This is a genomic window from Jeongeupia chitinilytica (assembly GCF_014652315.1).
Classification (GTDB): Bacteria; Pseudomonadota; Gammaproteobacteria; order Burkholderiales; family Chitinibacteraceae; genus Jeongeupia; species Jeongeupia chitinilytica.
In genome coordinates, this window is record NZ_BMYO01000007.1 from 174,735 (window position 1) to 197,781 (window position 23,047).

A 23,047-nucleotide genomic window follows, 5' to 3' on the forward strand; every position below is an offset into this window, starting at 1 on the left:
TCATGAACAAGTTTGCCCTTGCCGCCTTCCTGTCGCTGTACGTCTGTGCTGCTTTCGCCGGTGCGCAGAAGGAAGAGGCCCTGTCGTCGTCGGTCCAGTCGGCGATGTCGCGCGCCATCGGCGACGGCGTGCAGGCGAAGCTGATCTTCCCGACGCAGGCCGAAGCCGATGCGTGGATGGCGGAAATGAGTGCGCGGCTGGCGAAGCGGATTCCCGACGAATTCATGCGCCGCAAGGTGCTGACCGCGGTGCAGTACGAAGCGACCCGTGCCGGGCTAGACCCGCAGCTGGTACTCGGCCTGATCCACATCGAAAGCGGCTTCAACCGCTATGCGATCAGCCCGGTCGGCGCACGCGGGCTGATGCAGGTGATGCCGTTCTGGCAGCGGCAGATCGGCACGTCGGACCAGAACCTGCTCGATGTGAACACCAACCTGCGTTACGGCTGCACCATCCTGCGCCACTACCTCGACATCGAGAACGGCGACCTGTTCCGCGCGCTCGGGCGCTACAACGGCAGCCTGGGGCGTGCCGAATACCCGAACCTCGTCTACGGTGCGTGGAAGAACTACTACGCGTGGAGCGGGGCCGGCAACAGCGTCGCCCAGCGCTGATACGCCAGGCAGGCGCAACGGCCTGCGCTCCGAAGCAAGGGAGGCAGCATGAGCATCCGCATCGTCCGGCTCGGCAGTCCGCGCCAGCCCGGTGAAGGTTTGCGGCTCGGCACCGTACGGCGTCCGCCGCGCGGGGTGGCCAAGGCCGACTACGCGCGGCTCGACTACTTCGACGTCTGGTTTCCCAATCTTGCGCCGTCGGCCGAGCTGCTCAAGCAGTTCCGCGTGATGCTGGCCACGCACGACGAGGTGCTGTGGCCGACGGTGAAGAGGCGCTTTCTCGCGGAGATGGCCGAGCCGGCGGCGAGCCGCGATCTCGACCTGCTGGCGGCGCTGTCGCACCGGACCGACGTGTCGGTCGGCTGTTACTGCGACAGTGAACATCACTGCCACCGTTCCATCCTGCGCGAGCTGCTGCAGGCGCGCGGCGCCGACGTCGTCGCGCCGGAGGCCTGAAGCGTTTCAAATTGCGTCGTCAGGGCGGGCCGGCTTGCCGGGCGCACGGCGCCGACCTATCGTGGACGCCTTCTCAGGAGGTCTTCATGTCGATCTGGATCCGCCCGTTCACCCCTGCCGACCTCGACGCGATGTGCGCCGATACTGCGGTCGAGCACCTCGACATCCGCTTCGCCGAAGTCGGCGACGACTATCTGGTGGCGACCATGCCGGTCGATCACCGCACGGTCCAGCCGATGCGGCTGCTGCATGGCGGCATTTCGTGCGCGCTGGCCGAAACGCTCGGCAGTCTGGCGAGCAACCTGATCGTCGACACCGACAAGCAGCTGGCCGTCGGTACCGAAATCAACGCCAGCCACCTGCGCTCGGCCACTTCGGGCCGGGTGACCGGGACCGCCCGGCCGATCCGGCTGGGCCAGAGCCAGCACGTCTGGGAAATCCGCATCGACGATGCCGCCGGCAAGCTGGTCTGCATCGCCCGGCTGACCAATTCCATCGTGCCGCGACGTTAATTTGCCGCAATGGCCGCCCCGCCGGCCCGGCCTTGATCTGGGGCGAAGCGCCGGCGGCGGCGTTCTGCCATGCTGAACGGATGTGGTCGGACGGGAGCGCGCGATGAAATGGATGCATGCACTGGTCGGGCGGGAGCGCACGCTCGCCGCCGACCAGCGCCTCGGCCTGTCGCTGGCCTTCGTTGCCGGCGCCGCCAATGCCGGCGGTTTTCTCGCCGTCGGCCAGTACACCTCGCACATGTCCGGCATCGTCTCGGCCATGGCCGACCAGTTCGTCCTCGGCAACCTCAGGCTGGTGCTGGCCGGGCTGGGCGCCTTTGTCTGTTTTACCGCAGGCGCGGCCACCTCGTCGCTGCTGATCAACTGGGCTCGGCGGCGGCGCATGCACAGCGAGTATGCGCTGTCGTTGCTGGTCGAAGCGGTGCTGATGCTCGGCTTCGGCCTGCTCGGCGGCTGGCTGAGCCGCTACGCCGGCTTTTTCCTGCCGTTTACGGTGATGTGGCTGTGCTACCTGATGGGCTTGCAGAACGCCATCGTCACGAAGCTCTCGAGCAAGCGCATCCGCACGACTCATGTGACCGGTCTCGTGACCGATATCGGCATCGAACTCGGCCGGCTGCTGTACTGGAACCGGCACGACAGCCCGGACCTGCCGAGGGTGGTCGCCGACCGCACGCTGCTGGCGCTGAACCTGGGTTTGCTGGTCCTGTTTCTGGCCGGCGGCGTGGCTGGCGCATGGGCGTTCCAGCGTGTCGGCTTCGTCGCCACGGTGCCGCTGGCGCTGTTCCTGCTGCTGCTGGCAGTCATGCCGGTGTGGGAGGACGTGCAGGTTCGCACCCGGCTGCTGCGGTTGCGCTACGGACGCCGCTGAGCGGAGCAATCTCCGCTCGTCCGGCTTTATCTGCCTGATCTGCTTGAATTTTTCTTGGTGTGCCTTCCTGAATGGGGACTGGACCTGCGGGTCCGCCTTCGCGATGCAAGGGGGAGCGAGGGTCTCCCCATCATGCACGGAGGCAACACCATGGCGTTCAATCTGATCGAAGCGCTGCAGGGCGCGGCGGGGCCGGTGCTGGCCGAATTCGCGGGCAAGAAGCTGGGCATGGACACCGGAACGGCGAGTGCGGCCGCAGCGCAAACCCTGCCAGCGCTGGTGGCCGGCCTCGTCAAGCAGGCCGGAGATCCGCAGGCTGCCCGCGGACTGTTCTCGCTGATTTCGGGCCCGGATGTCGACGCCGGTGTGCTCGACAGTCCGGCCGTGCAGGCGGGCGATTCGAACGTGCTGGGCGGACTGGTCGAGCGGGGCCGGGCGCTGCTGCCGGTGATCCTGGGCGGTCAGTCCGGTCAGGTGGCCGCTGCGGTGGCCGGCAAGGCCGGTGTGCCGACCGAGTCGGCCGGCACGCTGCTGGCGCTGGGCGCACCGATGCTGCTGTCGCTGATCAAGGGCAGGCTTGGACCGGATGGCGGCTATGGCAGCTTTGTCGGCCTGCTGACCGAACAGCAGGGCTGGCTGGCCAAGCTGCTCGACGGCCACCTGCTGCAGGCGCTCGGCGTCGGCAGCCTGGCCAGCCTGTTCGGGGGGCTGAGCTCGCACGCGGGCACTGCCATCGGTGCGGCCAGCGAGGCCGCGGGTGAGGCGAAGCGGCAGCTAGGCAGCGCGGTCGAATCGGCCGAAACGGCGGTGAGGTCCGGTCTGCCGCGCTGGTTGTGGTGGGTGGTACCGCTGGCGATCCTCGCTTTCCTTGGCCTGAAGTTCTGCAGTGCACCCAAGGCGCCGGTGGTACCCGAGGTCGATGTCAAGGCGCCTGCGGCGTCGGTGGCGGCGAGCGCTCCGGCGCTGTTCAAGCTGGCCGGCATCCAGGTCGACGTGCAGTTCGCGACCGACAGCGCCGCGATCGAACCGCAGTACCACGCCGCGCTCGACAAGCTGGCCGAGGAACTGAAGGCCAGCGGCAAGCACGGCGAGATTGCCGGGCATACCGACAACGTCGGCGATGCGGCGCACAACAAGGCGCTGTCGGAGCAAAGGGCCGCGGCGGTGCGCGACTACCTGATCGGCAAGGGGGTGGCACCCGATGCGCTGACGGCGGTCGGCTACGGCGACAGCCGGCCGGTCGCCGACAACGGCAGCGAGGACGGCCGGCGCCAGAACCGGCGGATCGAATACGTCGCCAGCTGAGGCGCAGCGCAGGAAAAAGCGGACCCGCGGGTCCGCTCGGGTCTGCCGGTCAGCGCGGCAGGTGTTCCGGCGCGATCAGCCGGACGTAGCCGCCTTCGAGCGCGATCAGCCCGTCGTCGACCCAGGCATTCAGCTGCTTGTTGACGCTCTCGCGGCTGGCGCCGACGAGATTGGCGATTTCCTGCTGTGTGAGCTTCAGGTCGATCAGCACGCCGCCGGCGTCCTGCGCGCCGTGCTGTTCGCCAAGCTGCCGCAGTGTCTTGGCCAGTCGCTGCGGCAGCGGCAGGAACAGCGTGTCCTGCAGCAGTTCGTCGGCACCGCGCAGCCGCTGGCACAGCGCGGCAATCAGCTGCCGCATCACCTTCGGGTGCGATTCGAGGTGCTGCATCACCGCATCGCGGCGCAGGACCAGCAGCTCGCACGGTTCGAGCGCTTCGACGCTCGCGGTTCGTGGCCCGCCGTCGAGCATGGCGACTTCGCCGAAGACTTCGCCGGCTTCGAGGATCGCCAGCGTGGCTTCGCGGCCTTCGTCGCTGGTGCGCAGTACCTTGAGCCGGCCGTGCAGCACCGCGTACATCGCGTCGCCGGTCGCGCCCTGGGCAACGACGATTTCCTTGGCACGCACGCTGCGGGGCTGGGCATGCGCGGCGAGGCCGGCGAGCTCGTCGCTGTCGAGTTCGCAAAACAGGCTGCTGCCCGATAGCAGTTTGACCTTGTCCATATCGTCCTCAGGCGGAGAAAGTGGCGATCACCGGGGTGTGATCGGAAGGGCGCTCGGCCTTGCGCGGCTCGCGGTCGATCTCGCACGCGGTCAGCTTTTGCGACAGCGCCGGCGTGATCAGCAGATGGTCGATGCGCAGGCCGGCGTTCTTCTTGAAGCTGAAACCGCGGTAATCCCACCACGAGAACGACTTGTCCGGTTGTTCGAACGCGCGGAACGCGTCGGCGAGACCCAGACCGATCAGCGTGGTGAAGGCCTCGCGCTCGGGCGGCGAGACCAGCACGCCGCCTTCCCATTTCCTGATGTCGTGCACGTCGCGGTCTTCCGGCGCGATGTTGTAGTCGCCGGCGAGGATCAGTTGCGGGTGCTGCGCCAGTTCGTCCTTGAGCCAGGTGATCAGCGCTTCGAGCCAGCCGAGCTTGTACGGATATTTGTCCGAGTCGAGCGCCTGACCGTTCGGGATGTAGGCGCAGACGAGGCGCACGCCACCGATGGTGCCGGTGATCACGCGCTTCTGCGGATCGTCGAAGCCGGGAATGTTGACGACGACGTCGTCGATCGGCAGGCGGCTGATGATGGCGACGCCGTTATAGGTTTTCTGCCCGGCGTAGACGACGTGGAAACCGGCGGCTTCGATGTCGGCCTGCGGAAAGTTGTGGTCCTCGAGCTTGGTTTCCTGCAGTGCGAGCGCCGTCAGCTCGGGGCGACTCTGCAGCCATTCGAGCACCTGCGGCAGGCGGACCTTGAGGCTGTTGACGTTCCAGGTGGCAAATTGCATGGGCGGGTCGCACAATGAAGATTGGGAATGGACTGATTCTATCAGGCCCGCCGCACGGTGCTGCCGGTGTCACTGTCCCGGGCTTGACCTGATCGGGGTCGGCGCCGGCGCCGAAAGGCTAGACTGGCCTTTTGTCAGTGCCATCCGGTTCACGATGTCCGCAGTGCCGATCCCACTCAAACCCGCCAGCGGCTGGCGGCACACGTGTCATACGGTGATTTTCGAACACGACACGCCGGCCGGCCGTGCCTTCGACCTCTGCCTGCTGCTCGCGATCGTTGCGTCGGTGCTGACGGTCATGCTCGACAGCGTCGCCGGCATCCGGGCGCAATGGGGCGACCTGCTCACGACGCTGGAATGGGGCTTCACGCTGCTGTTCACCGTCGAATACCTGTTGCGCGTCGCCTGCGTCGAGCGGCCGTGGCGCTACGTGCTCAGTCCGCTCGGCGTGATCGACCTGCTGTCCATCCTGCCGACCTATCTGGGGCTGCTGCTGCCGCAAAGCATCTATTACCTCAGCGACATCCGCGTGCTGCGGCTGTTGCGGGTGTTCCGGGTACTCAAGCTCGCGGGTTTCCTCAACGCGGGCAGTTCGATCACCCAGGCGCTGGCAGCCAGCCGGCGCAAGATCACGCTGTTCATCTACGTGATGCTGATGATGGCCGTGGTGCTCGGGACGCTGATGTACGTGATCGAGGGCGAGGCCAACGGCTTCACGTCGATTCCGCGCGGCATCTACTGGGCGATCGTCACGCTGACGACGCTGGGCTACGGCGACCTGACACCGAAAACCGGTCTGGGCCAGGCACTGGCGGCCGTGGTGACGCTGATGGGGTACGGCATCCTCGCCGTTCCGACCGGGATCGTGACCGCCGAGTTTGCCCGCGTGCGCGACGACGAAGCCCGGCGGCGCTGTCCGGCCTGCAACGCGGCCGGTCACGACGGTGATGCGCTGTTTTGCCGCCGCTGCGGGCAGCGTCTGCCGGATTGATTACTCCGGGCGGAACTGCCGGTGGCAGGCCGCGCACGACTCCTCGACCGCGGCAAAGCGCGGCCGGATGTCGGCCATCGTCGCGGCCGGGCCGGTCCGGGCGGCCAGTTCGGTGGTCGCGGCCTCGAGTTTCCGCGCGGCTGCGTTGAATTGCCCCGCGCTGGCGTGACTGGGGCCGCTGGCGTCGAACTCGGGGAAATGCGTCCACGGTGCCGAAGCCAGCGTCTTCAGCTTGAGCGCGCCGCTCTGGAACGCGGCCGGATCATAACTGCTGCGACCGCGGACCATGCCGCCGAGCGTTTCGCTGGTCCGCAGCATGTCCTTGAAAATGGTCTGGCGAATCGCACTCGGCGAATGGGGGTCGGTTTTCGAACAGCCGGCGAGCAGGGCGGCGGTACAGCACAACAGGATCAGGCGTTTCATCGGGGACATCGCAGGGGGAATGACATTACAACGCCGGCCGCGGCGGCCGGTTGACGGTTCAGCGCTTGGCCGGTGCATAACCGGCCTTGGTCAGTGCCGCGGACCACAGCTGCGGGTCCCAGATGCGGAAGACTTCGCTGCCGATCTGCAGGACCGGCGGAATCAGCTGTGTCTGACCGGTGGCCTGGTAGAACGCGAGCAGCTGGGCCTCGGAACTGGCCGGGTTGCGCACTTCGTAGTCGACGCCGCGGGCGTCGAGCAGCATCACGGCTTCCGCACACGTCGTGCCGCATTGCGGGTTGGTATACAGCACCACGCTGGCGGCCCTGGCTTGCGGACCGCTTGCCGTCGCCGGCTTGCCGGCGCCGACCACATTCGGGCGGATCGTCCGTTCGCGGCTGGTCTGGCCGGCCGGTGGCTGGTCGCTGTAATGGACCTGGCCGTCGGCGTCGCGCCACTGGTAGATCTTGGCGAGGGTGGGCAGCGACAGCAGCAGGGCGGCGAGGACGACGGGCAGGCGGAGCATGGCTGTGCGCGTGGGTAAAGACTGCATTGTTTCAAAACCGCTCGCCAGCGTCACGCGCCGGGCACCGGTTGTGGTGGCACATCGTCACCGGCGAACACCGCCCGTGCCAGATAGCGGCGCAGCCAGCCGAGAATCGGCCAGCTGCCGCGACCGGTGCGCCAGCACAGCCGGACTTCGAGTGCGCTGAATGCGACGTCGTTGCCGGCGAGTTCGACCAGCCGGCCGGCCAGGGTCGGGTAGCGGGCGACGTTGCGCGGCACCACCGCCCAGCCGACGCCGAGGGCGGCCAGTTCGGCGACCGCGTACAGGCTGTCCGAATACCAGACCTGCGGACTGAGGCGCTCGTCGCCGTCGTCGTTGCCGGTGCGCGGCGTGACGATCAGCTGTCGGTGCCGGGCCAGCGTGCTGCGGCTGACCGGCTCGCCGGTCGCGAGCGGATGCGTCACGCCGGTGACGATGACCCGTGGCACGGCGCCGACCGATTCGGACTCGATTGCGGCGTCGTCGGCGTGACGACGGAACGAGAGCCCGGCGTCGACCTGGCCGTCGGCGACCCATTCGGCAATCTCGGCGGCCGAACAGTTGAGCACGGTGACGGCGAGTTGCGGATAGGCCCCGGCAAAATCGGCGAGCAGCTGCATCGCGGGCAGGTAAGGCAGTCCCTCGTCGAGCGCGAGGGTGATCTGCCCGGGCGCCTGGCTGCCGAGCGCAAAGGCGCGGTTTTCGAAGTGCTCGCGCTGGCGCAGCAGTTCGCGGGCTTCGTCGAGCAGCACGCGTCCGGCGTCGGTCAGCACCGGCGTGCGGGCGCTGCGGTCGAACAGCGTGACGCCGAGGCTGGCTTCGAGCAGGGCGATCGCGCTGCTGACCGCCGATTGCGCCCGGCCGAGCCGGCGTGCGGCGGCCGAAAACGAGCCGGCATCGACGGCGGCAACGAAGGTGGCGAGTTGGTCGTGGGTCCAGTTCATCCATCCGATTATCAGATGGTTTCCAACTTGGTGCCATCGGCTTTTCGGGTCAGGATGCGGCGCATTCGAAGGAGACATTGAGATGAATGCATATCTGATGCTCGGACTGGCCATCGTCGCAGAGGTGATCGCAACCAGCAGCCTGAAGGCATCCGAGGGTTTCAGCCGGCTGGTGCCGAGCGTGCTGGTCGTGTTCGGTTACGCGAGTGCCTTCTACCTGCTGATGCAGGTGATGAAAACGGTACCGGTCGGTGTGGCCTACGCGATCTGGTGCGGTGCCGGCATCGTGCTGGTGACGCTGGTGGCCAGCGTGATGTACCGGCAGGTGCCCGATCCGGCGGCATGGCTCGGCATGGCGCTGATCGTCGCCGGCGTTGCGGTGATCCAGCTGTTTTCACGCCTCAACGGCCACTGATCCGGCCGCGGCCGGATCACGGCCGGGAGCGGGTCAGCAGCACGATGCGGTTGCGGTCGATGTCCAGCGTCAGCTGCCAGTCCTGCCGCTTCTGACTGCAGACCGGCAGGATCGTCGACGCCTGCCAGCTTTCGCCGTCACGCTGCAGCGCATAGCGGGCGCTGCCCATGTCCATGCCGGCCATGGCCCATTCGGCGCCGACCTTGTCGGCCTTGCCGCTCAGCACCAGCTCGACCGGCGCCTTGGTGGTGACCGGCCCGCGGCTCTTCAGCACGTAGTCGTGGTTTTCCAGCCGGAAGCGGCAACCGGCAACCAGATCGTCGCACTGCTGGGTGACGATGGTGTTGACCTGGTAATCGCGGAACCAGTATTGCGGGTGGACCCAGCCGTAGTGCCACGCCGCGCCGAAGGCGATCAGCAGCACCGCACCGACGCGCAGCAGCGCGCGTTTCAGCATCTTGTCTTTCATGCGCGGCTCCAGGCTGCCGAGAGTTGGGCAACGCCGTGGCCGCCGTGGGCCTGTGCGGTCGCGATGTCATCGTCGCCCATGCCGCCGATTGCGTAGACCGGGAAGGGCCAGCCGGCCATGGTCAGGGCGGCGAAACCGTCCCAGCCCAATGCGGGCTGGCCGGGGTGGGACGCGGTCTCGGCGACGTGGCCGAGCAGGGCATAGTCGGCGCCGACGCGCTGGGCGACGGCGAGTTCGGCCGCATCGTGGGTCGAAACACCGAGCCAGTCGATGCCGCGGGGGCGGCGTAACAGTGCGGCGGCGGTCCGTGCCGGCAGATGCACGCCGTCGGCGCCGAGTTGCTGCGCCAGCGCGAGATCGCCGTGCAGGAGCACGCGGCAACCGTGGGGGCGGCAGCGGTCCAGTACCCCGGTCGCCAGCGCGCGGTAGTCGTCGGCGGCGAGTTGCGGTTCGCGCAGCACCAGCCAGCGCAGGCCGCCCTGTCCGGGCGGACGGGCCAGACGCTGGTCGAGCCGTGCCAGCCAGGCGTCGATGCCGAGGCCGGCCGCATTCGACAGCGCCAGCACCGGCGGCAGTGCCAGTCCGCGCAGGATCGGGCCGTTGGCCGGCAGGATCGGCGACACGTTCAGCGCGCCGGGCGTCTGCCACGCGAACGACTGGCCCTCGTGCGGTTGCGGTTCGCCGTCCCAGCCGGTGACGCGGAAGAACTGCAGCCGCACCGTGGCGTGCGGATAGGTGAAGGTCTGCACCAGCCAGGGCGTGGCCGCGGTGACGGTGATGCCCATTTCCTCGTGCAGCTCGCGCTTCAACGCGTCCAGCCCGGTTTCACCGGCTTCGAGCTTGCCGCCGGGGAACTCCCAGTAGCCGGCGTACGGCTTGCCGGCGGGGCGGCTGCCGAGCAGGAAAGTGCCGTCCGGGCGGAGCAGGATGCCGGCGGCGACGTGGGTGATGCGCGGTGCGGTCATGGCGGAAGCGGGCAGGAAAGGAAGGTCGCGATTGTACCGTGCCGGCGCTGACGGCACGGCGGCATTCATACCTGCCTGCGGGGCGCGTCAGCCGGCCTTGCCGACCCAGTCGCGGGCGAACTGCCAGGCGACGCGGCCGCTGCGCGAACCGCGCCCCTGCGCCCATTGCAGCGCTGCGCGCTCGGTCTCGTCATGCCATTCGGCGATGCCGAAGTTGCCCAGCCACAGCCTGCAGGCGTTCAGGTAGTCGTTCTGGTCGAAACCGTAGAACGACAGCCACAGGCCGAAGCGCTCCGACAGCGCGACCTTTTCCTCGATCGCTTCGGCAAAGTGGATCTCGCCGCCTTCGTAACGCGTCTGGGCATTTTCGCTGAAATACTCCGGCACCAGATGGCGGCGGTTCGACGTGGCATAGATCAGCACGTTGGCGCTCGGCGCGGCGATCGAGCCGTCGAGCGCCGTCTTCAGCGCCTGATAGCCCCAGTCGCCTTCCTCGAAGCTGAGGTCGTCGCAGAACAGGATGAAGCGCTCGGGCCGGCCGGCAACCTGTTCGACGATGTCGGGCAGGTCGGTCAGGTGGGTCTTTTCGACCTCGATCAGCCGCAGGCCCTGCGCCTTGAATTCGTTCCACGCCGCCTTGACCAGCGAACTCTTGCCGCAGCCGCGCGAGCCGGTCAGCAGGACGTTGTTGGCGAGCCGGCCTTCGACGAACTGGCGGGTGTTGGCGACGAGCAGTTCCTTCTGCCGGTCGATGTTGCACAGCGAGGCCAGCGTGATCGTGTGCGGATGCAGCACCGGCTGCAGCGCAACGCGCTGGTCGAAGCTGCGCCAGCGATAGGCCTGTGCCTGCCAGTCGTTGACCGGCGGCAACGCCGGCATCCGGCGCTCGTATTCGTCCAGCAGGCGCTCGCCACGGGCAAGCAGATCAAGCAGCGGAGAAAGCCAAGTCTCGTTCATCGTCGTTCCGGGCGGAGAGGGCGGGCAGCCATCTTACCCGGCGCTGCGGCCGGCGCGCAGATACAGAAAAAGGGGCGCACGGCCCCTTTTGTGTAACGGTCGTCGTGCGTCCGGATCAGAAGCGCACGCCCAGACCGCCATAGATGCCGTCGGCGATGCTGATCTTGTCGCCGTTGTCGCGGTCGATGGCGGTGTAACGGTAACCGACGTCGATCGACAGCGGCTTGATCACGTTCCAGCGCACGCCGATCGCGGCGTCGGTGAAATTCTTGACGTTGCCGCTGGCAAAGCCGTCCGGTGCGTAATAGGCACTGCCGTAGGCGGCGAAATGCTCGCCGAGCGGAATGGTCAGGCGGCCGCCGAGGGCACCGGCGTATTCGGTGTCCATGTCGTTCGGCGACAGATAGACTGCCTTGACGCCCAGCGCGGCGTCGACGACGGGAACCGGCAGCTTGATGCCGAGGCCGACACCGGCGACTTCGCCCTTGTGGTCGTTGTGGGTCCAGTCGGCCGAGAAGTCGATGCCGAGCAGCGAGGCATTGCCGTCGATGTGCTGGTAATCGTCGCCGGCGCTCGCCGTCGCTTCGATGGCTTGCGCTGCGGTGGCCGAAATCGCCAGCAGGGCGGCGAGGAACAATTTTTTGGCGTGGATCATGTGTCTGTCCTGTGGGTGACCGGCACTGACGGCCGGCTTTTTTGATATGCCGTCGAGCATAAACGCACGCGCGGTGCTTGTGCGGTGTGATTATTTGCGCTTGGAGCCGGCTTCCCGGCTGGCTAGCTCGCCGGCGCTGTCACCGGAACGACGCGGATCGGCGCTACACTGCGGTTTTCCGCCCTCAGCATGGAAACCTGCGCATGCAAGATGATTCGCATTTGGTCGAAACCCGCATCGACGGTGAGCGTGTCTACGACGGCGCACTGTTGCATATCAACCGCGATCGCGTGCGCCTGCCGGACGGCGCCGAGGCGGTGCGCGAGTACGTGGTGCACCCGGGCGCGGTGATGGTCATCCCGGTCCTGCCGGACGGTCGCCTGCTGATGGAGCGGCAGTTCCGCTATCCGCTGGGCCGGGTGTTCGTCGAGTTTCCGGCCGGCAAGCTCGATGCCGGCGAGGCGCTGCTGACCTGCGCGCAGCGCGAACTCGAGGAGGAAACCGGCTACACCGCCACACGTTGGGATTACCTCGGCGTGACGCACCCGGTGATCAGCTATGCGACCGAGGAAATCCATCTCTTTCTCGCACGCGACCTGACTGCCGGCGAGGCGAAGCTCGACGAAGGCGAGTTCGTCGAAACCGTTGCGATACCACTGTCGACACTGGTCGCCGGGGTGCTCGACGGCAGCATCACCGACGCCAAGACCGTGGCCGGCATCTTCTGGGCACAGCAGACACTCTGAGCCCGTCCGGTGTCCGGAATGAAACGGCCCCGCTCGAAAGCGGGGCCGTTTTCTCGTGCGGGCGTCTGACGCGGCCGGCTCATTCGCCGTCGTCGATCTCGCACATCAGCGCGCCCTGGACGATCTCGCGCGAGAGTTGCGGTGCAAACAGCGAAATGAAATCGAAGGCGTAGCCGCGCAGATAGGCGTCGCGACGCACGCCGATCCGCGTCGTCGACGATTCGAACAGGTGGCCGGCATCGATCGCGACCAGACCGTGATCGCGATCGGGTTCGAACGCCATTGCCGCGATGATGCCGACGCCGAGACCGAGCGACACGTAGGTCTTGATCACGTCGGTGTCGATCGCGGTGAGCACGACATTGGGAGCAAGCCCGGCCGCCTCGAACGCGCTGTTGATCTTGTTGCGGCCGGTGAAGGCGAAGTCGTAGGTGATCAGCGGGTAGGCGGCGACGTCGGCGAGCGTCAGCGGCCGGGTCAGCCCGGTGAGGGGGTGGTCCTGCGGCACGACGATGTCGCGGTTCCAGTCGTAGCAGTCGAGCATCGCCAGTTCCGGATAATGATCGATGCCTTCGGTGGCGATGGCGATGTCGGCCTCGCCGTCGACGACCATCTCGCTGATCTGTGTCGGACTGCCCTGCTTGATCGACAGCCGCACCTTCGGATAGCGCGACAGGAAGGCCTTGATCGTTTTCGGCAGCGCGTAGCGCGCCTGCGTGTGCGTCGTCGCAATGGTCAGGCTGCCGCCCTCGACGTTGACGAATTCCTCGCCGATGCGTTTGAGGTTTTGCGCCTGCATCAGCATCCGTTCGGAAATGCGCAGGATCTCGCGCCCCGGCGCGGTGACGTCGACGACGCGCTTGCCGTTGCGGATGAAGATCTGCACGCCGAGTTCATCCTCGAGCAGGCGGATCTGCTTGGAAATCCCCGGTTGCGAGGTGTGCAGCTTTTCCGCCGCTTCGGACACGTTCAGGCCCTGTTTGGCGACTTCGACGAGGTAACGCAGCTGTTGCAGTTTCATGGCGGATATCAAATAACCGAGGATTCTATTATCCTAACATATCAATCTAAGTTGCTATAAAAGCCGTTGCTATCATCGCGCTTCAAATCAAGGAACGGCGCGGTATGGAACTGGCTTACATCATTGCGGGGCTCGCGGTCGGCTTCGTCGTCGGCATGACCGGCGTGGGCGGCGGCTCGCTGATGACGCCGATCCTCCTGTACTTCGGCATCAGCCCGGCCACGGCCGTCGGCACCGATCTGCTCTACGCGGCGATCACCAAGTCGGGCGGCGTTCTCGTCCACCAGCGTGCCCGCAACATCGACTGGAAAATCACCGGCTGGCTCGCCGCCGGCAGCGTCCCGGCCGCGGCCGCAACGGTGTTGCTGTTGCACAACTGGCACGGCGACATCGAGACGGTCAACCGGCTCATCAAGCACGGTCTGGGTATCGCGCTGCTGCTGACCGCGGTGGCGATCATCTGCAAACAGCCGCTGTTGAAACTGGCACAACGCCACGCCGGCGACTGGCTGGCGATGCCGGACGAGCGCCGCAACAGCTATACCGTCGTCGTCGGCGTGTTGCTGGGGGTCATCGTCACGCTGACGTCGATCGGCGCCGGCGCGCTCGGTACGGTGGCACTGTTCATGCTGTATCCGCTGCTGCCGACGTCGCGTCTGGTCGGTACCGAAATCGCCCATGCCGTGCCGCTGACGCTGGTCGCTGGCCTCGGCCATGCCGGTCTTGGCAACCTCGACTGGCATCTGCTGCTCAACCTGCTGATCGGCTCGCTGCCGGCCATCTACCTGGGCAGCAAGCTCGCCGGCAAGGTGCCGGACCGGGTGCTGCGGCCGCTGCTGGCGGTGATGCTGGTCGTGACCGGCAGCAAACTGGTATTTTGACCGTAACCGATTCACGCAATCCGGAGTTCGCATGAGTATCGAAGACAAGCTGGCGGTGACCGTGGCGCTGCTCGAGCGCATCGCTGCCGAATACAGCCCGGCGGTGTTCGCCAACTCGTTCGGCGCCGAGGACATGGTGCTGACCGACCTGATCGCCAGACACGGCATCGGCATCGAGATCTTCAGTCTCGACACCGGCCGGCTGCCGGCGGAAACCTACGATTTGATGCAGAAGACCGCCGAAACGTATCCGGCGACGCAGGTGGTGACGTTCTTTCCGAGCGCGGCCTCGGTCGAGCGCTACGTCAATGCCAACGGGATCAATGCCTTCTACCAGTCGGTGGAACTGCGCAAGGAATGCTGCCGCATCCGCAAGCTCGAACCGCTGGCACGGGCGCTGTCGGGCAAGCAGGCCTGGGTGACCGGGTTGCGGCGCGAACAGTCGCCGACCCGGACCGACATGACGCATCAGGAGTTCGATGAGGCGAACGGGCTGGACAAATTCAACCCGCTGCTCGACTGGACCGAAAAGGACGTCTGGGCCTACCTGCGCGACAACAACGTGCCGTACAACGCGCTGCACGACAAGCATTACCCGTCGATCGGCTGTGCGCCCTGTACCCGCTCGATCGCGATGGGCGAGGATGTCCGCGCCGGTCGCTGGTGGTGGGAAAACCCCGAGTTCAAGGAGTGCGGCTTGCACGCCAGGCACTGAGGTATCTTCGGTACCCCTGCAACGCCCGCTGCTGCGGGCGTTGTTGTTGACGCAGCTCCATCAGCGTTCGTTGACATAGCGGGGGAGGCACACATAGATTGGTGTTCTTGCCCGGCGCAATCTGGTTCGCAGCGACCGCGATGCCGTCGTTGTCTGGATTGGGTCCGGCGAGCCAAGCGCAGGACACTGGTATTGAAGCTCCGTGCCAGTGGTCTTAAAGCGCAACAAATATAACGATGAAGAAGAGGACGGGTCATGAATCAAGTTGAATATCTGATTGGCGTCGATGGTGGCGGCACCGGTACGCGCATCTGTATCGCCGGTCTCGACGGCATCGAAAAGGTCCGGGCCGAAGCCGGCGCATCGGCGCTGGGCCAGGGCGTCGACAAGGCGTGGGCCAACATCCTGCAGGCGATCCGGGACGGTTTCGCCGCAATTGGCGTCGCGTCGCCGGATTTCTCGCGCTGTGCGGTCGGTCTGGGTCTGTCGGGCGTGCATAACCGCGCCTGGGCGGACGAGTTCGAACAGAAGAACCCGGGCTTTGCGAAAATCATCGTCGAGACCGACGGGTTTTCGACACTGCTCGGTGCCCACAAGGGCCAGTTCGGCGCGATCATCGCGATCGGCACCGGCTCGATCGGCGAAGCCTGGCTCGCCGACGGTACGCGCCTGGAAGTCGGCGGCTGGGGGTTCCCGACCTCGGACGAAGGTTCGGGGGCATTCCTCGGCCTCAAGGCGATCAACCACGTCCAGCGTCTCTTCGACGGTCGCCAGCCGCAAACCGACTTCGGCCGCAAGCTGATGAGCGTCGTCGGCGAGACCAAGGAGGCGATCTTTGCCTGGATGGGCAAGATGAAGCAGGGCGAGTGTGCGTCGCTGTCGCCGATCGTCGTCGAGTTCGGCGAGCGCGATCCGGTTGCCAAGGCCTTCCTGCTCGACGCCGGTCGTGAAATCGAGATCATCGGCAAGGCACTGCGTCGCAACGATGCTTCGCTGCCGATCGCCATTTGCGGTGGCGGCCTGTCGGAGGCGCTGCGCCCCTACATTCCGGTCGACTTCCTTGCCAGCACCTCGCGCCCCCAGGCCGATTCGTGCGCCGGTGCGCTGATCCTGATCCGTCGCGCCGTCGTCTGATCAGCCGGAGGCGTCGCCATGCAAGCATCGGCCAAGTTGCTCGTCCTCAAACCCGATCCGGACAGTGCGACGCCGCTCTATCTGCAGCTCGGTCACAAACTGGCCGCAGCGATCCACGCGGGGTTCTGGAAGGCGGATGATCCGCTGCCTTCCGAGCGCACTTTCTGTGACGTGCTCGGCGTCTCGCGCGTGACTGCGCGCAAGGCGCTCGACCTGCTTTACGAGCAGGGCATGATCATCCGGCGCCAGGGCGCCGGAACCTATATCACCCCAAAGCTGGAACAGCCGTTGACGCGGCTGACCAATCTGTCGGAAATGCTCAAGCAGCGCGGCTTCACGCCCGGGTCGAAATGGCTCAAGCGTGAAGTTGCAACTGCAACGCCGGAAGAGTTGCTCAAGCTCAACCTGGCACCGAACAGCCGTGTAAGCCGGCTGCAGCGGGTCCGCACCGCCAGTGACGTCATCATGGCGATTGAGGAAACCGCCTTGCCCTATCATCTGGTTCCGGAGCCGGCGGAGATTGGGGATTCCCTTTACGAATTCATGCGCAATCGCCATCTGAGTGTTGTTCGGGCGATACAGAATATCGGTGCAATCAATGCCAACGAGGCGCTTGCGGCGCTGGCCAACGTCCCGGTCGGATCGGCGATGCTGCACCTGACCCGGGTCGGGTTTCTTGAAAACGGCATGGCGATCGAACTGACCCATTCCTACTTCCGCAGTGATTACTACGATCTGGTCGTTGAGCTCCATTGTTAAATTGCTGATTCGGAATAAAAAAACAGATTCTTTCTTTATTTGTCATGTAGTCGGAGTTTGACGAGTTACGTTGTCGGCTACGTCGCGCTGCGAATATGCCGGATGGCAGTCCGTGTTTGCCGTTCATCCGTTGTCGATCTGCTGCGTTGCAGCACGCCCTAGCGGGTTTCTGCGTACTTTCAAATTGCGGTAATCTGGCCCGAACCGTTCAGACGCGACACAGTGAGCCGAAGAGCTCCGCGCCGAAAACGAACGAGTCTTACGCCCGTCTGGCACGTTGCCGCCGATCGCGTAGCGAAGGTGGCACTGGTTTGACGGTAAATGCGTGAGTTGACTTAGGTTGCCCGACGCATTGGGAAGTCGGGTAATCCCCCCGCCCGGAAGGAGATTGGATCGATGAAGTTGAAGCGTACCGTTGCACTGGCTGCCGCCGTATTTGCCGCCACGTCGTTGAATGCTCTGGCTGCCGGCAAGGTGCAGGTCGAGTACTGGTCGAACAGCCTGTCGCCGAAGTTCGACAGCGTGATGAAGGATCTGACCGGCAAGTTCAATGCCTCGCAGACCGAAATCGAAGCCAAGTGGGTCGATGTACCGTGGGATGCCTTCCAGGCGCGCATGGTTGCTGCCGTGGCCAGCGGCAATGTGCCGGGGCTGGTCAACCTGCCCAAGCCCTGGATGGACCAGTATGCCCAGTCGAAGATGATCGTGCCGATCACCAAGCAGGCCAGCGGCTTCAAGAATGTCTACACCGAAGGCGCCAACAAGGATGCCAGCTACGACGGCCAGATCTATGGTCTGCCGTGGTATCAGGTGACCGGCGTGCTGTTCTACAACAAGGACCTGCTGGCCAAGGCCGGCGTCAAGGAAGCACCGAAGAGCTTCACCGAGCTGATGCAGACCGCCAGGCTCGTCAAGGAAAAGACCGGTGTCGCCGGTTTTGCGCCGAAGCTGAACGACGGCTTCACGGGCTGGTTCCTGTACGAAGGTCTGCCGGTGATCAAGGATGGCAAGGCCGTCTTCAACAGCCCGGCACACGTCAAGCTGGTCGAAGAGTTCGCTGCCGCCTACAAGGCCGGCGTGTTCCCGAAGGACGTCTTCAAGATGCAGTTTGAAGACCAGATCGCCGCCTTCGGTTCGCAAAAGATCGCCATGTTCGCCGAAGGTGCGCACGCGCTGAAGCGGACCAAGACCGATTCGCCGAAGGTCTACGCCGAGACCGGCGTTGCCGGCTTCCCGCAAGCCGGCGGCAAGACCCCGTTCGGTGGCTTCCTGTTCCTGTGGTCGGTGCCGAAGGGCTACAAGAACGTCGATGCTGCGGTCAAGCTTGGCAAGTTCCTGACCAGCGACGATGCGCAGCTGGCATTCGCCAAGGCGTCGGCCACCTTCCCGTCGAGCAACAAGGCACTGGATGACGCGTACTTCCAGGCCGGTGCGAAGTCGGCCGATCCGGTCGAGCGTGCTACCTCCGTTGCCGCAACCGCAATCAAGGCTTCGCGTACGCTGACCGTATCGGGTCTGCCGGACGAAGCGACGATGAACAAAAAGCTCGATGACGAAGTGCAAGCCGCAGTGACCGGCCGCAAGTCGGCCAAGCAGGCGCTGGATGACGCTGCTGCGTTCTGGAACGGCAAGCTCGCATCGAAGTAAGGTGTTCGCGTTATTGCAGTGAATCAAATTTTGCCGGGACTAAATCTGGTAGACTGTCCCGGCAAAATAAACAATCCGCATGATTTGGTGGTGACACTGGGTCGAATGTGGTGTACCGCAAGGACCTTCGTCCTGCGTTTTTGTCGATAACTCCAAGAGGAAGACAAGATGAAGCTCAAAAAAATGTTGACCGTTGGCGCGGCCTTCTTCGGCTTCGCGGCTCTCCAAGCTCACGCCGATACCGAACTCGAATTCTGGACCATGAACCTCGCACCGAAGTTCAACGGTTACTTCGAGCAAGCCGTTTCCAAGTTCAACGCTGCCAACCCGGGCCTGCAAGCCAAGTGGGTTGACATGAACTGGGACCAAATCCAGCCGAAGCTGATCGCCTCGATCGCTGCAGGCAACCCGCCGGCACTGGTGAACTTCAACGTGCCTTGGGTTCACGAGTACGCTCAGCAAGGCAACATCCTGCCGCTGGACCAGTACCTCGGCGCCGACAAGAACGTTTACCTGGCTGCAGCCCTCAAGGACGTGACCGTCAACGGCAAGGTGTATGCCTTCCCGTGGTACAACTCGGTTTCGATCATTGCCTACAACAAGGACATCTTCGCCAAGGCTGGCGTGAAGAATGCTCCGAAGAACTTCGACGAGCTGGTGGCTGACGCCAAGCAGATCAAGGCCAAGACCGGCGTTACCGCTTTCGCTCCGAAGATGGGCAACATGGTTGGCTGGTTCTACTACGCTGGCCTGCCGGTCGTTGAAAACGGCAAGGCCGTGTTCAACTCGCCGAAGCACGTTGCTTTCGTGCAGAAGTTCGCTGACCTGTACAAGGCTGGCGTGATGCCGAAGGATGTCTTCAAGATGGAATTCGAGCAGGAAATCGCCGCGTACAACTCGGGCAAGATCGCGATGATGACCACCGCGCCGCAAGCCCTGAAGCGTACCGAGACCGATGCCAAGGCCATCTACGAGAAGACCGGCGTTGCTGCGTTCCCGGCTGATGCTGGCAAGATGGCATTCGGCGCATGGATGATGGACTTCGTGGTTCCGAAGGGCACCAAGGATCCGGCCGCTGCTGCCAAGCTCGGCAAGTTCCTGACCTCGGACGACCAGCAAGTTGCGTTCTCGAAGGCAACCGAAACCACCTTCCCGTCGACCAAGAAGGCTAACCTCGACCCGTACTTCCAGGCTGGTGCCAAGAGCGCCGACGTGGTTGACCAGGCTCGTGCCGTTGCTGCCAAGTCGATGGAAAACGCTCGCACTCTGACCATTGCTCCGGGCGTGCTGCCGGACGAAGCTGCAATGAACAAGAAGCTGCAAGACGAAGTTCAGAGCGCAGTCGAAGGCCGCAAGTCGGTCAAGGCCGCCCTGGATGAAGTGGTTGCTGCTTGGAACGAGAAGCTCGGCAAGAAGTAAGCAATTCTTCTGCTTCTCGGAAAACGGGGCTGTCGGCAACGGCAGTTCCGTTTTTCTCCCGCCGTACATAAATAAATACAGTCGAGTTGCGCCGTGAAAAACTCCAGCAGCTATACCGCCATTGCTTATCTGTTCTTGGCCCCCGCCTTGATTTTGATGGGCATCTTCACGTTCTGGCCAGTAGGGTATAACACCTATCTGGCATTCAATAACTACAGCATTGCCGATGGCGTTGCGACCTGGAACAACTTCGAGCACTTCAAGTACATTGCTCAGGAAGAACTGTTCCACAGCGCCCTGAAGAACTCGCTGCTCTATCTGCTGGTTGTTCCGGTGATCCAGGTGGCTGCGCTCGTCGTTGCCAAACTGGTCAACAACAAGCTGCCGGGGATGACCTTCTTCCGTGCGGCTTATTACATTCCCGTCATTACCGCCATTTCGATTGCCGGTGTGGTCTGGGCCAACGTCTACAAGTACGACGGCATGCTGACCTGGCTGATGCAGACGCTGCATCTGGTGCCGCAAGGTCCGGACGGCCAGATCGACTGGCTCGGCAATCCCGATATCGCCCTCTACATGGTGATGCTGTTCACCTTCTGGAAGGGGATCGGCTACTACATGGTGCTGTATCTTGCGGGCCTGCAGGCGATTCCGGCCGAAGTCGAAGAGGCGGCAATCCTCGACGGCGCCAACGCTTGGGACCGCTTCTGGAAGATCACCGTGCCGATGGTCAAGCCGACGATCCTGCTCTGTACGCTGTTGTCGACCATTGCCGCCATCCGTGCGTTCCAGGAAATCATCGTTCTCACCCGTGGCCAGGCCGATACCTATACCGCGCTCTACTACGTGTACGACCAAGCGTTCCGCAACTACAACTTCGGTCGTGGTGCTGCTGCCGGTCTGGTGGTGACATTCTTCTGCCTGATGCTTTCCGCCATTCAGTTCCGATTCTTCGGCGAAAAGAAATAAGGAGCGCATCATGTCTGCCAGTCACTCCGCTGAGAAGGCACTGTCTGCGTCCGCGCAGGATAGCCGCAACACCCAAAAGAGGTCCCGCACCATGGCTTCGAGTCGCAAGACCCGGCTGGCGCTGGCATTGGCCGGCCAATACGCCGGCCTGATCGCCTTCGCCATCTTCACGTGTTTCCCGTTCGTCTGGGCGCTGTCGGTCGGCCTGTCCGCTGATCCGTCCAATACCTGGCTGTTCCCGCGTTCGTTCTGGCCGACCGATCCGAGCATCATGTGGTTCGAGCGTGTCTTCACGGAAATGCCGTTCCTGGCCTACCTGAAGAACTCGACGATCATGTCGTTCTGGACCATCGTTGCCGTCGTGGTGATTTCGGTTCTGGCTGGCTATCCGCTGGCCCGACTGAAGTTTCCGGGCCGCAACCTGATCTTCGTTGCGATCATCGCCACGCTGATGCTGCCGTCCGAAGTCAACATCATTCCGAACTTCATCACGCTGAAGCACCTCGGTCTGCTGGACTCGTACACCGGCGCGATCATCCCGAACTTCGCCGGTGCGTTCGGTATCTTCCTGATGAAGCAGGCCTTCGAGCAGATTCCGCAAGATCTGATCGATGCAGCCCGCGTTGACGGTGCGACCGAGCTGCAGATCCTCTGGCGCGTGATGGTGCCGGTGTCGGCGCCGTCGATTGCCGCGCTGTCGATCTTCACGCTCGTGAACGCCTGGAACGACTACCTGTGGCCGTCGATCGTGATGACGACACGTGACAAGCTGCCGCTGGCCGTCGGCGTCTTCAATGACCTGACCGGTCCGTTCGCGGTGTCGACCAGCCTCGTCATGGCCGCGATCGTGCTGACCGTGTTGCCGGTCCTGATCTTCTTCTCCTTCACGCAGCGTTACTTCATCTCCGGCCTCGATGGCGCCGTGAAGTAAGCGTGTCGTGATCGGCTAATGCTCAAGAACTGAATTTGCAAGGAAATCGAAAATGGCTTCGGTTACGCTCAAGAACATCAAGAAGAACTACACCAAGGACGTCACGGTCATCAAGGGTGTGAACCTCGACATCCAGGACGGCGAGTTCGTCGTCTTCGTCGGTCCGTCGGGCTGCGGCAAGTCGACCATGCTGCGCATGATCGCCGGCCTCGAAGACATCACCGACGGTGAACTCTACATCGGCGACACGCTGGCCAACGACGTGCACGCGTCCAAGCGCGGCATTGCGATGGTGTTCCAGTCGTACGCGCTGTACCCGCACATGACGGTCGCGCAGAACATGGGTTTTGCGCTCAAGCTCGCCGGTACGCCGAAGGCGGAAATCGACGAACGCGTCAACAAGGCGGCCGACATCCTGCAGATTACCCATCTGCTCGAACGCAAGCCGAAAGCCTTGTCGGGCGGTCAGCGCCAGCGTGTGGCCATCGGCCGTGCCATCGTTCGCGAACCCAAGGTCTTCCTGTTCGACGAACCGCTGTCGAACCTTGACGCGTCGCTGCGCCTGAACATGCGGGTCGAACTGTCCAAGCTGCACCAGGACCTGAAGACCACGATGATCTACGTGACCCACGACCAGGTCGAAGCCATGACGCTGGCCGACCGTATCGTCGTGTTCAACGCCGGCATCATCCAGCAGGTCGGCACGCCGCTGGAAATGTACGAAAACCCGTCGAACCTGTTCGTTGCCGGCTTCCTCGGTTCGCCGAAGATGAACCTGCTCGAAGCGCAGCTGGTCGGTGTCGAACAGGGTGCAGCGGTCATGCGCCTGCCGAAGGGCATCACGGTGCGCAGCGCGGTCGACGCCAGCCGTGGCAAGGTCGGCGACAAGGTCACCCTCGGCATTCGTCCGGAACACATCCAGCTGGCCGACCCGCAGGACGCCAACGGTATTCCGGCACGTGTCGACCTGATCGAACACCTGGGCGACATCGTGCTGGCCTACATCGAGATCCCGGGCATCAACGAGATCATCTGCATCAAGCTGCCGGGCCACATGACCGGTCTCAAGTACGGCGACAGCGTGCGCATCGCTTTCCCGGAAAAGAACGTGTTGCTGTTCGATGCCGAAGGTCTGGCCTTCAAGCGCACGATCTGATCGGCGCTGCAAAAAAAAGCCTGCCTTTTTCGGCAGGCTTTTTTTA

The 23,047-nt window shown here is 64.2% G+C and carries 27 protein-coding genes; 17 read left to right on the forward strand and 10 right to left on the reverse strand.

Annotated elements, in window-relative coordinates; all coding sequences use genetic code 11:
* Positions 1–2: 2 nt before the first annotated feature.
* The 5 genes from IE097_RS13810 to IE097_RS13830 all read left to right on the forward strand — a co-directional run bounded on the left by IE097_RS13810 (position 3) and on the right by IE097_RS13830 (position 3,758).
* Positions 3–614, forward strand: coding sequence for a lytic transglycosylase domain-containing protein (locus IE097_RS13810; protein WP_189461438.1), 612 nt, complete (start codon positions 3–5; stop codon positions 612–614).
* A 48-nt stretch (positions 615–662) separates the two neighbouring features.
* On the forward strand, positions 663–1,070 hold the full coding sequence (locus IE097_RS13815; RefSeq protein WP_189461439.1) for a DUF488 domain-containing protein: 408 nt from the start codon (positions 663–665) through the stop codon (positions 1,068–1,070).
* 86 nt (positions 1,071–1,156) lie between these two features.
* On the forward strand, positions 1,157–1,582 hold the full coding sequence (locus IE097_RS13820; RefSeq protein WP_189461440.1) for a hotdog fold thioesterase: 426 nt from the start codon (positions 1,157–1,159) through the stop codon (positions 1,580–1,582).
* Positions 1,583–1,685: 103 nt separating this feature from the next.
* Entirely contained in the window at positions 1,686–2,453 is a 768-nt protein-coding gene (locus tag IE097_RS13825; RefSeq protein ID WP_189461441.1) for a YoaK family protein, read from the forward strand.
* Positions 2,454–2,603: 150 nt separating this feature from the next.
* The gene (locus IE097_RS13830; RefSeq protein ID WP_189461442.1) at positions 2,604–3,758 is read left to right on the forward strand and encodes an OmpA family protein; all 1,155 of its coding nucleotides are present in this window, start codon (positions 2,604–2,606) and stop codon (positions 3,756–3,758) included.
* A gap of 49 nt (positions 3,759–3,807) precedes the next feature.
* On the opposite strand, the gene IE097_RS13835 is transcribed toward IE097_RS13830, so the two are convergent.
* The gene (locus tag IE097_RS13835) at positions 3,808–4,479 is read right to left on the reverse strand and encodes a Crp/Fnr family transcriptional regulator (protein ID WP_189461443.1); all 672 of its coding nucleotides are present in this window, start codon (positions 4,477–4,479) and stop codon (positions 3,808–3,810) included.
* 7 nt (positions 4,480–4,486) lie between these two features.
* Positions 4,487–5,257, reverse strand: coding sequence for an exodeoxyribonuclease III (gene xth, locus IE097_RS13840; RefSeq protein ID WP_189461444.1), 771 nt, complete (start codon positions 5,255–5,257; stop codon positions 4,487–4,489).
* 163 nt (positions 5,258–5,420) lie between these two features.
* Between xth and IE097_RS13845 the strand changes: the two genes are divergently transcribed.
* Positions 5,421–6,248, forward strand: coding sequence for an ion transporter (locus IE097_RS13845; RefSeq protein WP_229797594.1), 828 nt, complete (start codon positions 5,421–5,423; stop codon positions 6,246–6,248).
* Here IE097_RS13845 and IE097_RS13850 read toward each other — a convergent pair whose 3' ends face one another.
* Genes IE097_RS13850 through IE097_RS13860 form a run of 3 tightly spaced genes read right to left on the reverse strand, consistent with a single transcriptional unit; the run spans position 6,249 to position 8,162 of the window.
* Positions 6,249–6,671 carry a c-type cytochrome gene (locus IE097_RS13850; protein WP_189461446.1) on the reverse strand — a complete coding sequence of 141 codons (423 nt, stop codon included), beginning with the start codon at positions 6,669–6,671 and terminating at the stop codon, positions 6,249–6,251.
* 58 nt (positions 6,672–6,729) lie between these two features.
* Positions 6,730–7,197 carry a DUF4124 domain-containing protein gene (locus tag IE097_RS13855; protein WP_189461447.1) on the reverse strand — a complete coding sequence of 156 codons (468 nt, stop codon included), beginning with the start codon at positions 7,195–7,197 and terminating at the stop codon, positions 6,730–6,732.
* Positions 7,198–7,247: 50 nt separating this feature from the next.
* Positions 7,248–8,162: a LysR family transcriptional regulator gene (locus IE097_RS13860; RefSeq protein ID WP_189461448.1), complete on the reverse strand. Its 915-nt coding sequence runs from the start codon at positions 8,160–8,162 to the stop codon at positions 7,248–7,250.
* A gap of 82 nt (positions 8,163–8,244) precedes the next feature.
* Here IE097_RS13860 and IE097_RS13865 point away from each other — a divergent pair, with 82 nt between their 5' ends.
* Entirely contained in the window at positions 8,245–8,577 is a 333-nt protein-coding gene (locus IE097_RS13865) for a DMT family transporter (RefSeq protein WP_189461449.1), read from the forward strand.
* Positions 8,578–8,593: 16 nt separating this feature from the next.
* Here IE097_RS13865 and IE097_RS13870 read toward each other — a convergent pair whose 3' ends face one another.
* From IE097_RS13870 to IE097_RS13885, 4 genes are all read right to left on the reverse strand, one after another.
* Complete coding sequence (locus tag IE097_RS13870; protein ID WP_189461450.1) at positions 8,594–9,046, reverse strand: hypothetical protein; 453 nt, start codon at positions 9,044–9,046, stop codon at positions 8,594–8,596.
* Complete coding sequence (locus IE097_RS13875) at positions 9,043–10,011, reverse strand: Nudix family hydrolase (protein ID WP_189461451.1); 969 nt, start codon at positions 10,009–10,011, stop codon at positions 9,043–9,045. Before IE097_RS13875 ends, IE097_RS13870 begins: the two co-directional genes overlap by 4 nt.
* An 87-nt stretch (positions 10,012–10,098) precedes the next feature.
* Positions 10,099–10,968, reverse strand: coding sequence for an ATP-binding protein (locus IE097_RS13880; protein ID WP_189461452.1), 870 nt, complete (start codon positions 10,966–10,968; stop codon positions 10,099–10,101).
* 115 nt (positions 10,969–11,083) lie between these two features.
* Positions 11,084–11,623, reverse strand: a complete 540-nt coding sequence (locus tag IE097_RS13885) for a YfaZ family outer membrane protein (protein WP_189461453.1) — start codon at positions 11,621–11,623, stop codon at positions 11,084–11,086.
* A 203-nt stretch (positions 11,624–11,826) separates the two neighbouring features.
* On the opposite strand from IE097_RS13885, the gene IE097_RS13890 reads away from it, so the two are divergent.
* Complete coding sequence (locus IE097_RS13890) at positions 11,827–12,369, forward strand: NUDIX domain-containing protein (protein WP_189461454.1); 543 nt, start codon at positions 11,827–11,829, stop codon at positions 12,367–12,369.
* Between the two features lie 79 nt (positions 12,370–12,448).
* Here the strand turns inward: IE097_RS13890 and cysB are convergent, their stop codons facing one another.
* Positions 12,449–13,390: an HTH-type transcriptional regulator CysB gene (cysB, locus tag IE097_RS13895; protein WP_189461455.1), complete on the reverse strand. Its 942-nt coding sequence runs from the start codon at positions 13,388–13,390 to the stop codon at positions 12,449–12,451.
* A gap of 104 nt (positions 13,391–13,494) precedes the next feature.
* Between cysB and IE097_RS13900 the strand changes: the two genes are divergently transcribed.
* The 9 genes from IE097_RS13900 (at position 13,495) to IE097_RS13940 (ending at position 23,001) form a co-directional block, all read left to right on the forward strand.
* Positions 13,495–14,271, forward strand: coding sequence for a sulfite exporter TauE/SafE family protein (locus IE097_RS13900; RefSeq protein ID WP_189461456.1), 777 nt, complete (start codon positions 13,495–13,497; stop codon positions 14,269–14,271).
* Positions 14,272–14,302: 31 nt separating this feature from the next.
* Positions 14,303–14,986, forward strand: a complete 684-nt coding sequence (locus IE097_RS13905) for a phosphoadenylyl-sulfate reductase (RefSeq protein ID WP_189461457.1) — start codon at positions 14,303–14,305, stop codon at positions 14,984–14,986.
* A 255-nt stretch (positions 14,987–15,241) separates the two neighbouring features.
* Positions 15,242–16,120, forward strand: a complete 879-nt coding sequence (locus tag IE097_RS13910) for a glucosamine kinase nucleotide-binding domain-containing protein (protein ID WP_189461458.1) — start codon at positions 15,242–15,244, stop codon at positions 16,118–16,120.
* 18 nt (positions 16,121–16,138) lie between these two features.
* Positions 16,139–16,879: a GntR family transcriptional regulator gene (locus IE097_RS13915; RefSeq protein WP_189461459.1), complete on the forward strand. Its 741-nt coding sequence runs from the start codon at positions 16,139–16,141 to the stop codon at positions 16,877–16,879.
* Positions 16,880–17,275: 396 nt separating this feature from the next.
* Complete coding sequence (locus IE097_RS13920; protein ID WP_189461460.1) at positions 17,276–18,526, forward strand: ABC transporter substrate-binding protein; 1,251 nt, start codon at positions 17,276–17,278, stop codon at positions 18,524–18,526.
* A gap of 168 nt (positions 18,527–18,694) precedes the next feature.
* The gene (locus tag IE097_RS13925; protein ID WP_189461461.1) at positions 18,695–19,945 is read left to right on the forward strand and encodes an ABC transporter substrate-binding protein; all 1,251 of its coding nucleotides are present in this window, start codon (positions 18,695–18,697) and stop codon (positions 19,943–19,945) included.
* Positions 19,946–20,038: 93 nt separating this feature from the next.
* A complete protein-coding gene (locus IE097_RS13930) occupies positions 20,039–20,914 on the forward strand; it encodes a carbohydrate ABC transporter permease (RefSeq protein WP_229797595.1) in 876 nt (291 codons plus the stop codon).
* A gap of 91 nt (positions 20,915–21,005) precedes the next feature.
* Positions 21,006–21,845 (forward strand): carbohydrate ABC transporter permease, encoded by an 840-nt coding sequence (locus IE097_RS13935; RefSeq protein ID WP_189461462.1) that lies wholly within the window; start codon positions 21,006–21,008, stop codon positions 21,843–21,845.
* Positions 21,846–21,897: 52 nt separating this feature from the next.
* Complete coding sequence (locus IE097_RS13940) at positions 21,898–23,001, forward strand: ABC transporter ATP-binding protein (protein WP_189461463.1); 1,104 nt, start codon at positions 21,898–21,900, stop codon at positions 22,999–23,001.
* Positions 23,002–23,047 lie beyond the last annotated feature (46 nt).

Coding starts and splice junctions, on each gene's coding strand:
- IE097_RS13810 (WP_189461438.1), top strand. CDS start 3: ATGAACAAGTTTGCCCTTGCCGCCTTCCTGTCGCTGTACGTCTGTGCT.
- IE097_RS13815 (WP_189461439.1), top strand. CDS start 663: ATGAGCATCCGCATCGTCCGGCTCGGCAGTCCGCGCCAGCCCGGTGAA.
- IE097_RS13820 (WP_189461440.1), top strand. CDS start 1,157: ATGTCGATCTGGATCCGCCCGTTCACCCCTGCCGACCTCGACGCGATG.
- IE097_RS13825 (WP_189461441.1), top strand. CDS start 1,686: ATGAAATGGATGCATGCACTGGTCGGGCGGGAGCGCACGCTCGCCGCC.
- IE097_RS13830 (WP_189461442.1), top strand. CDS start 2,604: ATGGCGTTCAATCTGATCGAAGCGCTGCAGGGCGCGGCGGGGCCGGTG.
- IE097_RS13835 (WP_189461443.1), bottom strand. CDS start 4,479: ATGGACAAGGTCAAACTGCTATCGGGCAGCAGCCTGTTTTGCGAACTC.
- xth (WP_189461444.1), bottom strand. CDS start 5,257: ATGCAATTTGCCACCTGGAACGTCAACAGCCTCAAGGTCCGCCTGCCG.
- IE097_RS13850 (WP_189461446.1), bottom strand. CDS start 6,671: ATGAAACGCCTGATCCTGTTGTGCTGTACCGCCGCCCTGCTCGCCGGC.
- IE097_RS13855 (WP_189461447.1), bottom strand. CDS start 7,197: ATGCTCCGCCTGCCCGTCGTCCTCGCCGCCCTGCTGCTGTCGCTGCCC.
- IE097_RS13860 (WP_189461448.1), bottom strand. CDS start 8,162: ATGAACTGGACCCACGACCAACTCGCCACCTTCGTTGCCGCCGTCGAT.
- IE097_RS13865 (WP_189461449.1), top strand. CDS start 8,245: ATGAATGCATATCTGATGCTCGGACTGGCCATCGTCGCAGAGGTGATC.
- IE097_RS13870 (WP_189461450.1), bottom strand. CDS start 9,046: ATGAAAGACAAGATGCTGAAACGCGCGCTGCTGCGCGTCGGTGCGGTG.
- IE097_RS13875 (WP_189461451.1), bottom strand. CDS start 10,011: ATGACCGCACCGCGCATCACCCACGTCGCCGCCGGCATCCTGCTCCGC.
- IE097_RS13880 (WP_189461452.1), bottom strand. CDS start 10,968: ATGAACGAGACTTGGCTTTCTCCGCTGCTTGATCTGCTTGCCCGTGGC.
- IE097_RS13885 (WP_189461453.1), bottom strand. CDS start 11,623: ATGATCCACGCCAAAAAATTGTTCCTCGCCGCCCTGCTGGCGATTTCG.
- IE097_RS13890 (WP_189461454.1), top strand. CDS start 11,827: ATGCAAGATGATTCGCATTTGGTCGAAACCCGCATCGACGGTGAGCGT.
- cysB (WP_189461455.1), bottom strand. CDS start 13,390: ATGAAACTGCAACAGCTGCGTTACCTCGTCGAAGTCGCCAAACAGGGC.
- IE097_RS13900 (WP_189461456.1), top strand. CDS start 13,495: ATGGAACTGGCTTACATCATTGCGGGGCTCGCGGTCGGCTTCGTCGTC.
- IE097_RS13905 (WP_189461457.1), top strand. CDS start 14,303: ATGAGTATCGAAGACAAGCTGGCGGTGACCGTGGCGCTGCTCGAGCGC.
- IE097_RS13910 (WP_189461458.1), top strand. CDS start 15,242: ATGAATCAAGTTGAATATCTGATTGGCGTCGATGGTGGCGGCACCGGT.
- IE097_RS13915 (WP_189461459.1), top strand. CDS start 16,139: ATGCAAGCATCGGCCAAGTTGCTCGTCCTCAAACCCGATCCGGACAGT.
- IE097_RS13920 (WP_189461460.1), top strand. CDS start 17,276: ATGAAGTTGAAGCGTACCGTTGCACTGGCTGCCGCCGTATTTGCCGCC.
- IE097_RS13925 (WP_189461461.1), top strand. CDS start 18,695: ATGAAGCTCAAAAAAATGTTGACCGTTGGCGCGGCCTTCTTCGGCTTC.
- IE097_RS13935 (WP_189461462.1), top strand. CDS start 21,006: ATGGCTTCGAGTCGCAAGACCCGGCTGGCGCTGGCATTGGCCGGCCAA.
- IE097_RS13940 (WP_189461463.1), top strand. CDS start 21,898: ATGGCTTCGGTTACGCTCAAGAACATCAAGAAGAACTACACCAAGGAC.